The sequence below is a fragment of the Brenneria goodwinii genome (genome assembly GCF_002291445.1).
Taxonomy (GTDB): domain Bacteria; phylum Pseudomonadota; class Gammaproteobacteria; order Enterobacterales; family Enterobacteriaceae; genus Brenneria; species Brenneria goodwinii.
On sequence record NZ_CP014137.1, the window covers coordinates 4,914,274 to 4,928,862 of the forward strand.

The window sequence follows — 14,589 nt, forward strand, 5'->3', positions numbered from 1 at the left end:
ATTTAATCTATTGATTTTATTATGGAATAATATGAAATCTTGTCGGGGATTCACGATTGGACTGGCACCTTTGTTGGCCTCTGTCGGGGGAATTTACAGCGGCATTAGCGTGGCGCAGATAGAACCCCAGCCAGGTATTATCAGCACCGGGCAGATTGTCGTTCGGGAGCAACTGCCCGCGCTCTCCGGGCCGGTTGCGCCGCCAGTCACCGCCAGAGTACCTGAAAGTCTGGATATTAACGTCGCGGTCGCCCGCGCCGTCTCCTGGCATCCGGATATTCGCGAAGCCATCGGGCGGCTATTCGAACAGTCGGAAGCGGTCAATGTGGCGCGTTCGCAATATTATCCGCAAGTGAGCGGCGGCATTAATAATGGCATTACAAACAGTTATAGCAACAGCGGCTATAGCCCGTCGCTGGTGTTGTCGGTTTCTCAGATGCTGTATGACTTCGGTAAGGTGGACAGCCAGGTGCGCGCCGCCAACGCCGGCGTGGCGCGGGAGCAGGCCAACGTGCTGGTGAGTATTGACACCGTGGCGCATGGCACCGCGTCGGCGGTGGTTCAGGTGCAGGGCTACCAAAAGTTGGTGGCGGTAGCCAGGGAGCAATTGGCCGCTCTTGACGGCATTAGCCAACTGGCGCGCCAGCGCAACGATGAGGGCGCCAGTTCCTTGTCGGATGTGGTGCAGACCAACGTGCGCATTGAAGGCGCTCGTTCGACGCTGCTACAGTATCAGGCCAATCTCGACCGCTGGCGGGCGACGCTCGCCTCCCGGCTGGGCTGGGCGCGCATTCAGCGGGTCAGCGACGCGTTTCCGCAAAACCTGCAACGCGCATGCGACGTCAGCGATCCGGATGATCGATTGGTTCCGTCGGTATTGGCGGCTTACGCCCAGGCCAATCAGGCGCAGGCGCAGTTGGATGAAGCTAACGCCCGGATTCGTCCGACAATCTCATTGCAACCGGAAGTCAGCCACTATCTCAACGACCGTTACGCCAACAGTGAAACGCTGGATCGCACACAATACTCCGCTTGGGTAAGAGTCGAGGTACCCATTTATCAGGGTGGCAGGCTGACCGCCGGCCGTAATGCGGCGGCACACTCGCTGGAAGCCGCCAACGCCTCGGTACAGACCGCACGGTTGGAAGCACGTCAGCAACTGATGGAATCGCAAAATGAAGCCCAAAGCCTGGCGCACTCACTGAAAATTCAAGTGCGGCAACAGGAGCTTGGGAAGCAAACCCGTGCGCTTTATCAACAGCAATATCTAGAACTCGGCTCCCGGCCGCTGTTGGATGTGCTGAACGCCGAACAGGAAGTGTTTCAGGCGCGTTTTGCCGAACATCAAACCCTGATGCAACTACACCAGCTACAACTCGATTGCCTGTATAGCACCGGTAAGATGCGCAGCGCGTTCACACTGGATAATCGTACTATCCAGGCGGTGGAGATCCAGCCATGAGCCAGTTAACGGAGATAAAAGACAACGCGGCGGCGGAAAGCGAAACACGGTCATTGTCCCACTGGGCTGCCGCCATTAGTTATGTCGCGGGTCATTATCGGCTGACTTTTTCGCCGGGGGCGCTTCAGGCCAGCGCCCGGTGGCTGGAAAAACGCCCGCTTCCCCAGGTGCTGCAACATCTGGCGCGTCAGGCCGGGTTGACGGCTCGCGTTCAGGATAATCAGGATATTTCCGCCTGGCATCTGCCGCTGGTGGTGCAGCTGGCGGACGGTAAAGTGGGGGTCATCGAACACTTTGATGGTCAGGACACCGTGAGCCTGTGTTTTATGGCGGACGGCAACCAGCTCAGCCAGCTTTCCCTGAGCCAGCTTCTGCCGGCGATCCACCATGTGGTGGCGCTACGGCCCGCGGCGGCGGTGAAAGACAGCCGCGCCGAGCACTACCTACAGACTTACCGCCCGGATTGGCTGTGGAAGCTTGTGCTATGCGATCTTCAGCCCTACGGCTATGTGATGCTGGCCTCGCTGATCGTTAATATCCTGTCACTGGCGGGGATTATCTTTTCCATGCAGGTATACGACCGCGTGATCCCGGCGCAATCGTACCCGACGCTGTATGTCCTGTCGATTGGCGTGCTGATCGCCATGGTATTCGCTTTTCTGCTGCGGCTGGCGCGTGCGCACATTACGGATATTCTCGGCAAGCGCGCGGATATCCGCGTTTCCGATCGGGTGTTCGCCCACGCCCTGCGGTTACGCAACAGCGCCATTCCTCGCTCTACCGGCAGCTTCATTTCCCAGCTCCGCGAACTGGAGCAGATCCGCGAAATGGTGACTTCCACCACGGTTTCGGCAGTGGTGGATTTGCCGTTCTTCTTGTTGTTTTTGCTGGTGTTGGCGATTATTGCGCCGCCGCTGGCGTGGATCGCGCCCGTGGCGGCGGTGCTGATGATTCTGCCTGGCCTGTTTATGCAACAGAAACTGGCGCGGCTGGCGCGTGAGGCTACGCAGGAAAACACGTTGCGTAACGCGGTGTTGGTGGAAAGCGTGCAGGGTCTGGAAGACATCAAGCTGATGCAGGCGGAAAACCGTTTTTTGCAGCAGTGGAACCACTACATCAGCATCAGCGCCGAATCCGGCGTACGTATTCGCAAACTTACCCAGTTGCTGCTGAGTTGGGGCGTGAGCGTTCAGGGTATGGTGTATGCGCTGGTGGTGATGGTGGGCGCGCCGCGGGTGATTGACGGCGAGATGACCACCGGGGCGATCGTCGCCGCGTCTTTGCTGGCGTCGCGCATGATCGCGCCGATGACCACGCTGTGCGGCGTGCTGGCGCGCTGGCAGCAGGTCAAAGCCGCGAAAGAGGGACTGGACAGCATCATGCAGCTACCGGTGGAGAACAACCAGGATGAAAGCAAAGTGCATTGTGATGTGCTGTACGGACACTACCTGTTCCACGGCGCGGCGTTCCGCTATCACAGTGAAGATAGCGCCATCGCGCTGAAAATCGCGAAACTGGAAATCCGTGCCGGCGAGCGGGTCGCCATTCTGGGCCGTAATGGCGCCGGGAAATCCACCCTGCTCCAGGCGCTGGCGGGCGGCATGGAGTTAGTGGAAGGCGAACTACGGCTCGATAACTTGAATCTGGCGCATCTCGACATGGCGGATGTGCGGCGCAACGTTGGTTTGATAAGTCAAAACGCCCGGCTGTTTTTTGGCACGCTGCGCGAGAACCTGACGCTGGGCGCGCCCCGCGCCAGCGATGCGGAGATATTTACCGCGCTGGCGGTGTGCGGTGCCGAATCTTTTATTAAAAAGCTGCCGCTGGGGCTGGATCACCCGGTGATGGAAGGAGGGATCGGGCTTTCCGGCGGGCAGCGGCAGTCGATTCTGTTGGCGCGCATGTTGTTGCGCGATCCGAATATCGTGCTGCTGGATGAACCTACCTCCTCTCTGGATGAGCATACCGAGCGGGAATTTATTCAGCGCTTAGGCAGTTGGCTGGCGGGGCGTACGCTGGTCGTGGCGACGCATCGTGTCGCCGTGCTGGAGTTGGTCGAACGGGTCATTGTGTTGCAAGAAAGACAACTAGTGATGGATACGTCGAAAGAGCAGGCGCTGAGTGCCCATCGTCATCGCAATGAACGTCAGGGGGGGAATCATGAAAACCAATTCGCCTGAGCTCGCTGTTGACGATCTGGAAAATCAATATGGCGGCGAAAGCCAGTACGCTGGCGCGAGGCGCGTGATTGTGATTACCGGGCTGTTGCTGCTGATAGCCGGGGTATGGGCGTGGTTTGGCACGCTTGACGAAGTTTCTACCGGTGGTGGAAAAGTGATCCCCAGTTCGCGCGAACAGATCTTGCAGACGCTCGACGGCGGGATCCTGGCGGAACTTAGCGTCCGCGAGGGCGCTCTGGTTGAAGCCGGGCAGGTGGTGGCGAAACTGGATCCGACCCGCTCGGAGTCCAATGTGGGCGAGAGCGCCGCCCGTTACCGTGCCGCGCTGGCCGCCAGCACCCGCCTGAGCGCGGAGGTTAATGATGAACCGCTGGCATTTCCTGCTTCGTTAGATGACAGGCCGGAACTGATCGCGGCGGAAACCCGGTTATATAACAGCCGCCGTGCGCAGCTTGCCGACGCTGAATCGCAGTTGAAACAAGCGCAGGCGCTGGTGGAGAGCGAACTGAAGATAACCGAACGGTTGGTGAAAACCGGGGCGGCGAGCCACGTCGAGGCGCTGCGCCTGCGGCGTCAGAAAGCGGATCTCGATCTGAAGCTGATCGATCTGCGTTCGCAATATTACGTACAGGCGCGTGAGGAACTGGCTAAAGCCAATGCGGAAGTAAATATGCTGTCGGAGGTGATCCGCGGCCGCACGGATTCGGTTACGCGGCTGACCGTGCGTTCGCCGGTGCGCGGCATTGTGAAAAATATCCAGGTGACCACTATCGGCGGGGTAATCGCGCCCAATGGCCAGCTTATGGAAATTGTACCGGTGGACGATCGTCTGCTGATTGAAGCGCGTCTATCGCCGCGGGATATCGCGTTTATTCATCCAGACCAAAAAGCGCTGGTGAAGATCACCGCTTATGATTATGCCATCTACGGTGGGCTGGACGGCGTGGTGGAAACCATTTCGCCGGATACGATTCAGGATGAGGTCAAACCGGAGATCTTCTATTACCGGGTATTTATTCGTACCGATCAGGATTATCTACAAAATAAAGCGGGCCGCCGTTTTTCCATTGTGCCGGGGATGATTGCCACCGTAGATATCAAAACGGGTGAGAAAACGGTGATGGATTATTTAATCAAACCCTTTAATCGTGCGAAAGAGGCTTTGCGTGAACGTTAAATAACGCTCTGGCGCCGCGACAGCGGGAAATAAGGTCATTAATGTTTTTAACAGGCGCTCTATACCCAATTTGGTAAGTGCCAGAAACATGCCGGTAATGTAGTTATTCGTTTGTGAATGTGTCTGTCTCTACCCGCTCTTTGTCCCGGCGGATCAGGTCTCTGACGAACTCGCTTTATGCATGGGGGATTTGTGCCAATCAGTCCACTGGAAACCATCCAGCGGGCTGATTTCGGCTGCTTACAAAGGAAGCCAATATTTAGGCGTACTGACGTACGGGGTTATACACGGTTTTAACCAGCCAATACATCATGCTGGCAACGATCAATGAATTGATGGACGGCACCCCCCATTCAAAGGCGAAGCCGACGATGGAACCGACAATACTGGCCGCAATCGCCGCCCATCCGATAAACGGGGTATCTTTAATTTCCGGCAACTTACCCTCTTTGCGGCTGTCCGTGAGCTGTTTTCTGTGGGTGCGTAAAATATAATAATCAACCAGCATGATACCGATGATAGGCGGGAACAGCACGCCAAGTAGCGTCAGAAAATCAACAAATCTGTCCAGAATGCCAATGACGGAAAGAAAGGTGCCAATAAAGCCGATCGCCAGCGTTATCGACATATAGCTGAGTTTTCTCCCGGTGATGCCTTCAACGGCATTGGCGATGCCCAGCGAAGAAGAATACAGATTGATGTCATTGATCCTCAACGTGGAGAAAATGACCACGATCAGGCCGATGCCGCCAGCCGTTTGCGACATGATGGTCACCACGTCAGCCGTATTCAACGCCCGCGCAATCAATATGGCCAGGCCGTTGACGATAAATTCACCGATAATGATCGACATGATGGTGATCCAGAAAACATGGTCGCCCTTTTTGGAATAGCGGGTCATATCCGGCGTGATCAGGCTGGCCACAATACAACCGCCCACAACCATAGTGGCTCCGGCGCTGATTGAAACCGCTTCACCGGTTGGTGATGAGCTAAGTAATTCGGCGATATTATGTCCGGTCAGGGTCATGACCGAGATATATCCGACAATCAGAACAAACAACGGCACCGCGATTTTGGCGGTAAATTTCAGTGCCCTGAAACCGAAAGCGACGAGAATGGTTAGCGCCGCGCCTGAGATGGCGGCTGACCAGCCAAAACCTAATTTATCGCCCATCGCGAAATTAAGCGCTTTGGCGAAAACGGCGTTTTGCACCCCAAACCAACCTAACAAGCTGATGGCGATCACCAGGCCGATCATGACGGATCCAAAACGTCCAAATCCACACCATCTCGCCAGCAGGCTGCCGGACAATCCCTCTTTCATCCCGGCATAACCGAGACCCAACGTCACAATGCCAAAAATCGCGCTGCCGATGAAAATGGATAAAAACGCATCGGTTAATGTCATCGAATTGCCCAATACGGCGCCGAGCATGAACTGGTCCAATGCGGTCAACATGCCGATGTGGACTAATGCCACATTAAAGAAGGGCAACCGCATATTCATCGGAACGCGGCTGACTGGATAATCATCTATTCTTTCCATCTTGAATCTGTCTCCTGATTATTAAATAAATTGGATGCCTTTTGTAATGAGGGAATTTGGAACGTAATTATCCAAGCCTAAATGATGGCAAAACTCTTCAAACTGATTTAGCGAATGTACTTCTGCTTTTTGATACATGTTATATATTCTGTTCTCAATGGTTTTATGTGAGACATTCATTTTTCTCGCGATCTCCTTGCTGGAAAAACGCTGCAAGATCAGAAAAATAATATCAAGCTCAGACTGCGTAAAAACGTCGTTTGTCAGTTCTGTATTTAATGTGGTGGGTTTTTTCTGGCTGATGTATATCAAAGGCGACAAAGTATTGAGCTGTCTCGCATTCCACATTGTACCAATGCAAATCTTATCTTTATTAAAAATGGGTATTTTTTCGCTGACGAAAGGTGTGAGATTTTTTTTTCCGTACCAATAGTGTGTTTCTATAACCGTTACTCGCTGTTCACTATTCTCGGTTCGCCTGTCATGCTCTTTAAAATCCTCGGAAAGTTCTGCCCAGCTGGCAGGAAACTCATCATCAAATCTACCTTCGATATCAAAACTTGAAGGGGTATTAGTATAAAGACATGCCTCTTTATTCATGTAGACATGTCTGGATTCTAAATCTTTAATTCCCCATGGCTCATTTAAGCATTCCATCATGGTGATAAGATTGTGAATATAATCATTCATACTTTTGGATGATGATGACATCCTGCCCTCCTTGTGTCGTTGTTGTTAACTCAGCGAATTAGTTTTGATAAGTAGTGCCGGGTGTGCCTGTGGGCGTATCCCGGCAGGTTCCCATACTCGCGATATCCCAGCTTTTCATAGAAGCCGCGGGCCTGAAAACTGAACGTATCGACATAGGCAAAATGGCAATCGCGTTTCAGCGCTTCTTCTTCCGCTTTCTTCATTAACTGACTGCCCAACCCGATTTTTCTGTGCGCTTCACTGACCCACAGATATTGTATTTCCAGTCCTCCCCACCATGTCCTTGCTATAAGTCCGGCAATGATATGATTGGTTTCATCCTTGAAATTTAAAAAAAGTGGATGAATATCAACCGCGTCGTATTGTTCGTTATGTTTCCATAGACTTTGAATAACGAGCTCTTCTTCATTTTTATTCGGTGTATCGGTAATATTTAAATTCATTTATTTTTCGTTTCCTTATTATTAGTTAGCTATATTTTTTACATTTGCAAACAATAGCTGATAACATAAAAACCTCTCCTAAACAAGAGGGTTTTTTACCTCTTCTCATATGCTCTCGTTGCGCTATTGTAAATTAGTTAGTTGGATCTACGTCGTAAGATGTTTATTTTCATTCTCAATTTACAGGATTAAGTGAATAGTGCCCTTCACCAGGGAAAATTATTTCAGAGTTTGTAAAATAGACATGATGTTGAACCAGAATAGGACGTTAGTCGACAAGATAATATAATAATTTTTATGGCATTTTATACAGTTGGAACTGATATTTCGCTTTGCCTATCATACCGAACGACATATTGGCGTGGGAGCACATTTTGAGGCAAATGAAGAATGTCATTGAGATCGAAAGGCTATCGGGATGCTCAGGGCGGGCTCCCTCTTAATATTGAAATAGATGATTTATTTCGATTTCATTGATCATACCCGGCCCAGTGAAAACCAATGACTCTCTTTAATGATATCAACGAAATACCCGCCCCACGCTGCGATACGAGTAAAACGCATGAATTGATGGACGTCATCTTCCTCACCTTTACCGCCGCGCCCCGCGCCGCTATCTGGATGGGAAACCATACAGCCAGCTCCCGTGGCTAAGACCGCATTCTCCTTTATTCCTGTTGGTGCGTTTCTACTACTCCTCGTTACGCTTTGTTACGCTGCATGGGCGGCCTTTGCCTCCCTTCGACGGCAAAACGCCGACGCTGCTGTTGGCTAGCCATCGCAATGGCGCGGCGGATGGCTGGATCTTCAACCAACTGCTGCCGACCGCGCAGTTTCTGACCTCCGTTCAACTGCTTCGCTCACGCTTTCTGCGCCTGATGTTCGCCGGTATCCCGGTGGTGCGCGACAAGGATCGCGTGCGCTATTTTATTGAGGAGGTGATCCGTCTGGCGCGGATTTATACCTATCTGGACGACCTTGAACATTACCAAACGACGCGCCTGACGCTGCCCTTCCGCAAAGGGATTAAAGAGATCGGCGAGCGTCTGGTGGCGCTTGGAGTATTGCGCGAGGCCAGCGATATCTATTTCGCCCCGTTCAGCGTACTGGATGACGCTATCCGCGAGGAGCGCTTCGACACGCTGGAGCAGGTAGTGTACGCCAACCAGGCGGGCTGGCGGCAGGCTAAACAGCGCAGCCCGGCCTGGAACTACGACGAGCAGAGCAGCGCGGAAGACACGCCGACCGGTAATGAGCTGACGGGGTTGGCGGGCAGCCCGGGCACCGTCGAGGGCGAGGTGTTTTTAATCCACAGCCCGGACGATTTCGCGCTGTTTCCCAAAGGGGCGATTCTGGTGGCAAGAACCACCAATCCCGCGTGGACCTCGCTGTTTTATCGCGCCAGCGGCGTGATTACCGAAAGCGGCGGCCCGCTTTCACATGGGGCGGTGACGGCCAGAGAGCTGCAATTGCCGGCGGTGATGAGCGTGCGCGGCGTTATGACGCGTTTGCAGAACGGCATGCGCGTACGGCTGGACGGCAAACGGCACGGTCAGCGTGTTGTAACCGGGGCGGCGAGGCGCTACGCCAAACCGTTTGCCACGCATCGGAGCCTGATTCGCCAGCGCGTAAAGATGGTAGCGGCTGGCGGCGCATTACCCGCAGCGCGGCGAAGGCCGTGAAGGCGGCGGTAAGCGAGCCGATTAGGCTTAACCGCTGGCGATGTTTTGAGCCGTTGGCTGCTTATCTGCGCAATCGCCGCACAGCGGTCAGAATTTATGGCTAAAAGGGCTTGTCAGCGATAAATGATTGGTACATAATGCTGCCCACCGATAAGGATGCTAGTAAATAGTTATATAATTCATTGTATTACAATGATTATCATCGGCAGTCGCGCAGGTCCATTGCGCCGACGCAAAAAATCTCTCTGCGGGAATAGCTCAGTTGGTAGAGCACGACCTTGCCAAGGTCGGGGTCGCGAGTTCGAGTCTCGTTTCCCGCTCCAATTCTTGTTCTATAGATGTCCAATGATGTCTGTAGGTCTATGAAAAAAGAGCGAAAAGTTCTTTTTTTGTTTCCAAAGCAATCCATTGAATACCACCCACGGCCAGCCTTTTTAAGGCCAGAATTGAGGCCAAAAAAACAGGGTGGCAACGCGTTCCTGATTGTTGCTGGGATCAAATAAAGGCAATGACAAGCATAGAGCCTGAGTCTCAACCTGGAGCTCTTGTCATGGTACTTTCCGATTTGATTATCCGGCAGGCTAAAGCCAACGGTAAAACCTTTCATCTTCCTGATTGCGGTGGACTCGGTCTGGTTGTTTCGCCGGTGGGCGGTAAGTCATGGCATTTCCGCTATTACTGGCTGGGTAAACAGAAGCGCCTCTCTCTAGGCCGTTATCCTGAAATCGGCTTACGCAAAGCGCGCGCATTGCGCGATGAAGCTCGCGAGCTGTTGGCTAAAGGCATCAACCCCTGCACTGTTCGCAAACAAAAGCGGCAGGCCGAGCGTGCCGGCTACAGCTTCAAAGCCGTGGCAGCGAGAGTTTATTAATGTGCTTATATGGTGTTCATCCTAATTTTCAGTACTCATCCTCTATCCCTCACCTCGGGCCATTCAATGTCTATCGACAGTCTCGGGCTTATGGGCCTTGTTGCGGTAGTTAATCTGGAAAGTACGATGGCAATGTTGACAGTAATATAGAGGAAATCCTGCTTTTCCCGTTACATGTTTATGGAACGGTTCTATTTGTTGCCATTATGAGCAAGCAACTTAGATAGTGACAGTAATGAAACGCATTACTTACAAGTTCATGCTTTATCAAAGTAACGTTTTTAAGTGATGATCGTTATTTGTAATTACATTTAAATGTGGATATTACTCATTACCTTGCCTGCTATTAATATTTATCATGGTAATTTGCTTGCTATTTTTTGAACTAGGTCAAAAAATACGCTATTTTTCTAAAATGTAAGGAATGTTAACGTTTATAGTATTGATAATCGTTATCATATGTAATAGTGTGTGTATTGTTGTTCAGTAAGCCAAACTAAAATAATAGAAAAAGTTTTGTCTGTTTCTTGATGGAAATATGCATTACGTTGCATGCGATTTTGTATGCGCATAATGAAGGATTTTGTTTATATGCATGTGACCATTGAAGGTGTTTGATTTTATGCAGATATGGAGATCATGCTCACTCTATGAAAATATTTATTACCGATGGACAGAAAGCTGAATTTGAACATCTTCATGACGCTAGGCATGATAAGCGGGTTTACAATCGAATCAAAGCCATTCTTCTGGCTTTGGTGGGATGGAATCCAGCAATAATCGTTCAGGCTCTGCACCTGTATGAAATCATTATCAGTCTTCGTATCAGTGATCATCTTAATGAGCGCAAGCTCAAACCTGAAAACGGTAGTTCTGATGGGGTGCTTAATGTCGAGCAAACAGAAAGTTCAATCGGTCATTTATCACAGCATTTATGTCACCATCCTCATGAAATAGGGGCTTATGCCGCTCAGCGCTGGAATATTTGGTTCAGCATTCCTTGTATAAACAAGTGGCTGCATTATTATAGTTTCAATTTTTTCAATGAAATATGCAAGCATTCACCCGATTACAGGGAAAAAATTTATCTGATAGTGGATGATTCGGATTATAACCGAATCCCATGGATTAAAGATTACTCCTATCTGCCAAACATAGAACTTCATTATTATTTTTCGCTTTACAGTACGAATTTGAACGCAATAGAGCGCTTGTGTAAAGTGATGAAGGATCATGTGTGGAATAATCGATATATAGAAAGTACACGCGAATATCGGGATGCAATATTCGGTTTTATCTCCACGACGCTATCAGAAATAGCAGCATCGCTCATGACAAAAATTCACGATCGCTTTCAGGTATTCAACCCTGCATCTTGAGGATTATTATATATTCTGTGAATAATAAAAAATTAAGAGTTAGATCGTTATCTAGCAGTGCGATAGCTGCGATTTCTTTATAACACAAGGATAGTCAATATGGATATGGAGAAGGATTTACAGACTCTCACGGCTAAAAGGCTAAAAGGCTAAAAGCATTACTTCTGAGAAAAATCAATGTTTCGGAAAGTGAGTTTGATGAAGATGAAAACTTGTTTGACTATGGTTTGGATTCTATAGATGTCATGGTTTTAGTCGGAGAATTAAAAGCATATGGGATACAGGCTAACTTTATTGATATGGTGAGAGCTCCCACCTTCAGGGCATGGAAAAATTTGCCATGAGTCTTTGAACAAGAAAACTCTAAAATATAAAAAATGAACGATGCTAGAGTAGCGGTTGTGTGAAAGTAATACTCTGAATAGCCATGTTATATAGTCAGAGGAATGGTATCTTGTGGTGCAAAATATTGACTATAACATATCCGGAGCGTTGGTTATTAGTGTGATGGGAATCATAATGCATTTCTCTATCTTTAGTAATTATTATGGAGATAATAGATAAAAGGGTTGAGACGGCTTTCTGTTATAAATTGATAGTTTGGTATGATATCACAGTATATATCAATTTATTATATTGATGTGATGTTGGTGTTTTTTATTTGATTGTTATTAATGCTAGGGTGTTTTTTGACGGATATTTTTTCTTTCATAAGTTTGATTCATATATATGTATTAGCTTGTGGCTTTATGGCGTAAAAGCAAGGGCGGTAGCATGTATGAAAATCTACTTATTTTTTTTGTGTGGGTATTTGAAGACGTATGTTAAATTATTAATGGTGAAATTATTTCAGTGTTCCGTTAGTATGAATGTTACTGTCTCTATAGGAATAAGCATGTCTCCAATCCATATAGGAACTAGATTACGCTGTGAAGTATAAGATAATGGATTTTTGATAATATAGATAAGCAGTATTTTCATCCTAAATTAATTAAAGTCTTCACGATGCGGCTTTTGGCTAATAAATGAAACTTATTTTTATGATCTAATTTAATTTGTTGAATAATTCTATGTGTAATATTTTTTCTGATTAACTAAAAGTATAGGGATTATATGGCATGCAATGACTTTTTTATTAATGAAAACTTTGTTTCTTTCGATGCATGTAAGTTAAAAAAAACAAAGTTAATATGGGTGAATCCATCTTATGCTGGACTTCAGCAAGACATTTTGAATGAATGCAGTTACATGGTTAAACGAGATGCTATAATAGAGAATGTTATTACTGCGCAATGTAAAGTATTCTTTGTCGAGTGTTATAGCGGTTCTGACGTTGAATATCATGGGGGAGGAACCTGCGTTGGATTTAATGGTAAATGGCTGATAAAAGGGATTGGTACAACCCCACTTTTGCATCAGGATAATGAATCAGTACATGCTACTGGTGAATTACCATTATATTATGCATTATATGAGATGATATGGAGTCGTGTCTTAAGCGATATATTGCCTTATGGTTCACTTCCTTGTATTGGAGTTATATCAACCGAAAATAAAGTTATTGATATTAAAAGCCAAAAACCACATGTTTTAGGGCTATTAGTGAGAGAGTATAGATTGAGACCTGCTCATTTTGGGTGGGCGGTATTTTCTAAGCCCATCCCTGGGCTTAAGGATAAACAACATTTTGAAGTTGAGCATGTATCAAAAGTTATCTCATCATTACCTTCTTTACTTCCGCAACATAGGGAGTATACAAAAGAAGATTGGCTCATGCTAAGTGATGAAGAAAAATTTGATTATGGATTGACTGAGCTTGCTATTCGTCTTGGTGCACAATTCGGTTATTGCCATAGCAAATTCCTTAAAATTGGAACATCACCATCTAATGTAACGTTAAATGGTGAATTAGTGGATTTTACTTCAGTGGATTCTATTCATCCATTTGGTAGTAAGGCTCCAGAGAGATATAGACAAATATTAACCAAGTTTTTCGAGGAAGATCATAAGTGTTTGTTGAGGGAGTTTTATAACTTATTTTTTTGTTTTGGAAAACAAGTATTATGTAGTAATGATAAATTTCAGAAAATATATGATAATGCAAAGGATAATTTTCTAAATAGCTATATCTTAACAAAAATAAAAGATAGGTTATTGCTAACTGGATTGCCAAAAGTTTTATCTGATAAAATAGAAATAACTCAGAATGAGGTTAGACTATCGTCGATGATCGATAGTTTGATATATCGAAATGAAAATTTTTCTGTGGATGATATATATACTCCTTCATGTAGTTTTGGGTTTATTATGTTCGAGCTTGCCATGTGCTATAACAAAAAAGATAAATTTATGTCAATAATTCCTGCCAGCATGATTAATCCTTTGGAAAAGGAGATTCTTTATGATTTATACTTAAAATATAGAGGGAAGGCGGAGGAGGTGGCAAGGAATTTAAGTAAGGTGATTACCAGTGAAAACATAACGAAATCATGTTTTTTAAATATCACACGATTAACAAGCTCACGGGAATGTATTGAACGTGAAACTATAATAAATTTGTTACAAAACACGTGTGATAACATCGCCCCCCAAAAACTAAAATACGTAGTTGGCTCAATTATTGGTAAGATTAATACTTTAATTTATGATAGTCCTACTGCTCGGATAGTTTGTTGGCAAGACGAATATAAAAAGATAGGATTCGATATTAGAGATGGTGGTTTTTATGTCAATTTTTTTATAAATAATTCTATTGAGAAGTATGATTCATTGTCATCTTTGCCTGAGATTGACTTATTAAATATAGTAGGGTTCTATGGAGGAAGGATTTGGAGTGTTTTTGATGCTACACATTAAAGATGTATCTAAGAGTAAAAAAGATGTTATTTAGGGACAGCAAGAAGATCGTGCTCACCTACTCAAACTAACATTTTACTTCATGTGGATGCTCTGACGCTTTCATAAAAAGATGGGTGAGAGTCATTCTCTTGTACTGATGTGAAGGATAGAACTTGTTACGGACAAAGTAGACGGAAATGATAAACTTCGATCTCTAATATAATAAGGTGTAAAATATAGATAAAGTGGCAGGTATAATAATTTTGTTGTTGACGGTTTTGCCCATTTTGTTTTCCT

11 protein-coding genes, 1 tRNA gene and 1 pseudogene are annotated in these 14,589 nt (G+C 47.2%); 9 read left to right on the forward strand and 4 right to left on the reverse strand.

The window, feature by feature from the left end; genetic code table 11:
* Positions 1-31 precede the first annotated feature (31 nt).
* Genes ACN28R_RS21880 through ACN28R_RS21890 form a run of 3 tightly spaced genes read left to right on the forward strand, consistent with a single transcriptional unit; the run spans position 32 to position 4,819 of the window.
* Positions 32-1,462, forward strand: coding sequence for a TolC family outer membrane protein (locus tag ACN28R_RS21880; RefSeq protein ID WP_095835871.1), 1,431 nt, complete (start codon positions 32-34; stop codon positions 1,460-1,462).
* Positions 1,459-3,642, forward strand: a complete 2,184-nt coding sequence (locus tag ACN28R_RS21885) for a type I secretion system permease/ATPase (protein ID WP_095835454.1) — start codon at positions 1,459-1,461, stop codon at positions 3,640-3,642. Before ACN28R_RS21880 ends, ACN28R_RS21885 begins: the two co-directional genes overlap by 4 nt.
* Entirely contained in the window at positions 3,623-4,819 is a 1,197-nt protein-coding gene (locus ACN28R_RS21890; protein ID WP_048637322.1) for an HlyD family type I secretion periplasmic adaptor subunit, read from the forward strand. Before ACN28R_RS21885 ends, ACN28R_RS21890 begins: the two co-directional genes overlap by 20 nt.
* A 259-nt stretch (positions 4,820-5,078) precedes the next feature.
* On the opposite strand, the gene ACN28R_RS21895 is transcribed toward ACN28R_RS21890, so the two are convergent.
* From ACN28R_RS21895 to ACN28R_RS21910, 4 genes are all read right to left on the reverse strand, one after another.
* A complete protein-coding gene (locus tag ACN28R_RS21895; protein ID WP_048637323.1) occupies positions 5,079-6,368 on the reverse strand; it encodes a purine-cytosine permease family protein in 1,290 nt (429 codons plus the stop codon).
* 21 nt (positions 6,369-6,389) lie between these two features.
* The gene (locus tag ACN28R_RS21900; protein WP_048637324.1) at positions 6,390-7,079 is read right to left on the reverse strand and encodes a helix-turn-helix transcriptional regulator; all 690 of its coding nucleotides are present in this window, start codon (positions 7,077-7,079) and stop codon (positions 6,390-6,392) included.
* A gap of 29 nt (positions 7,080-7,108) precedes the next feature.
* The gene (locus ACN28R_RS21905; RefSeq protein ID WP_095835455.1) at positions 7,109-7,522 is read right to left on the reverse strand and encodes a GNAT family N-acetyltransferase; all 414 of its coding nucleotides are present in this window, start codon (positions 7,520-7,522) and stop codon (positions 7,109-7,111) included.
* 477 nt (positions 7,523-7,999) lie between these two features.
* The gene (locus ACN28R_RS21910) at positions 8,000-8,155 is read right to left on the reverse strand and encodes a hypothetical protein (RefSeq protein ID WP_156186738.1); all 156 of its coding nucleotides are present in this window, start codon (positions 8,153-8,155) and stop codon (positions 8,000-8,002) included.
* A 98-nt stretch (positions 8,156-8,253) separates the two neighbouring features.
* Between ACN28R_RS21910 and ACN28R_RS21915 the strand changes: the two genes are divergently transcribed.
* The 6 genes and pseudogenes from ACN28R_RS21915 (at position 8,254) to ACN28R_RS21940 (ending at position 14,310) form a co-directional block, all read left to right on the forward strand.
* A complete protein-coding gene (locus tag ACN28R_RS21915; RefSeq protein ID WP_236840164.1) occupies positions 8,254-9,204 on the forward strand; it encodes a PEP-utilizing enzyme in 951 nt (316 codons plus the stop codon).
* 247 nt (positions 9,205-9,451) lie between these two features.
* Positions 9,452-9,527 (forward strand) — tRNA-Gly (locus ACN28R_RS21920).
* A 227-nt stretch (positions 9,528-9,754) separates the two neighbouring features.
* Positions 9,755-10,075 (forward strand): Arm DNA-binding domain-containing protein, encoded by a 321-nt coding sequence (locus ACN28R_RS21925; protein WP_095835456.1) that lies wholly within the window; start codon positions 9,755-9,757, stop codon positions 10,073-10,075.
* Positions 10,076-10,725: 650 nt separating this feature from the next.
* A complete protein-coding gene (locus tag ACN28R_RS21930) occupies positions 10,726-11,454 on the forward strand; it encodes a hypothetical protein (RefSeq protein ID WP_095835457.1) in 729 nt (242 codons plus the stop codon).
* A gap of 158 nt (positions 11,455-11,612) precedes the next feature.
* Positions 11,613-11,798, forward strand: a pseudogene (locus tag ACN28R_RS21935) (phosphopantetheine-binding protein); the annotation flags it as partial.
* A 769-nt stretch (positions 11,799-12,567) separates the two neighbouring features.
* Entirely contained in the window at positions 12,568-14,310 is a 1,743-nt protein-coding gene (locus ACN28R_RS21940) for a hypothetical protein (RefSeq protein WP_095835459.1), read from the forward strand.
* The last annotated feature ends 279 nt before the right edge of the window (positions 14,311-14,589 follow it).

What these genes read in the sequence shown, in the direction of transcription:
- ACN28R_RS21880 (WP_095835871.1), top strand. Translation starts at nt 32, where the DNA reads ATGAAATCTTGTCGGGGATTCACGATTGGACTGGCACCTTTGTTGGCC.
- ACN28R_RS21885 (WP_095835454.1), top strand. Translation starts at nt 1,459, where the DNA reads ATGAGCCAGTTAACGGAGATAAAAGACAACGCGGCGGCGGAAAGCGAA.
- ACN28R_RS21890 (WP_048637322.1), top strand. Translation starts at nt 3,623, where the DNA reads ATGAAAACCAATTCGCCTGAGCTCGCTGTTGACGATCTGGAAAATCAA.
- ACN28R_RS21895 (WP_048637323.1), bottom strand. Translation starts at nt 6,368, where the DNA reads ATGGAAAGAATAGATGATTATCCAGTCAGCCGCGTTCCGATGAATATG.
- ACN28R_RS21900 (WP_048637324.1), bottom strand. Translation starts at nt 7,079, where the DNA reads ATGTCATCATCATCCAAAAGTATGAATGATTATATTCACAATCTTATC.
- ACN28R_RS21905 (WP_095835455.1), bottom strand. Translation starts at nt 7,522, where the DNA reads ATGAATTTAAATATTACCGATACACCGAATAAAAATGAAGAAGAGCTC.
- ACN28R_RS21910 (WP_156186738.1), bottom strand. Translation starts at nt 8,155, where the DNA reads ATGGTTTCCCATCCAGATAGCGGCGCGGGGCGCGGCGGTAAAGGTGAG.
- ACN28R_RS21925 (WP_095835456.1), top strand. Translation starts at nt 9,755, where the DNA reads ATGGTACTTTCCGATTTGATTATCCGGCAGGCTAAAGCCAACGGTAAA.
- ACN28R_RS21930 (WP_095835457.1), top strand. Translation starts at nt 10,726, where the DNA reads ATGAAAATATTTATTACCGATGGACAGAAAGCTGAATTTGAACATCTT.
- ACN28R_RS21940 (WP_095835459.1), top strand. Translation starts at nt 12,568, where the DNA reads ATGGCATGCAATGACTTTTTTATTAATGAAAACTTTGTTTCTTTCGAT.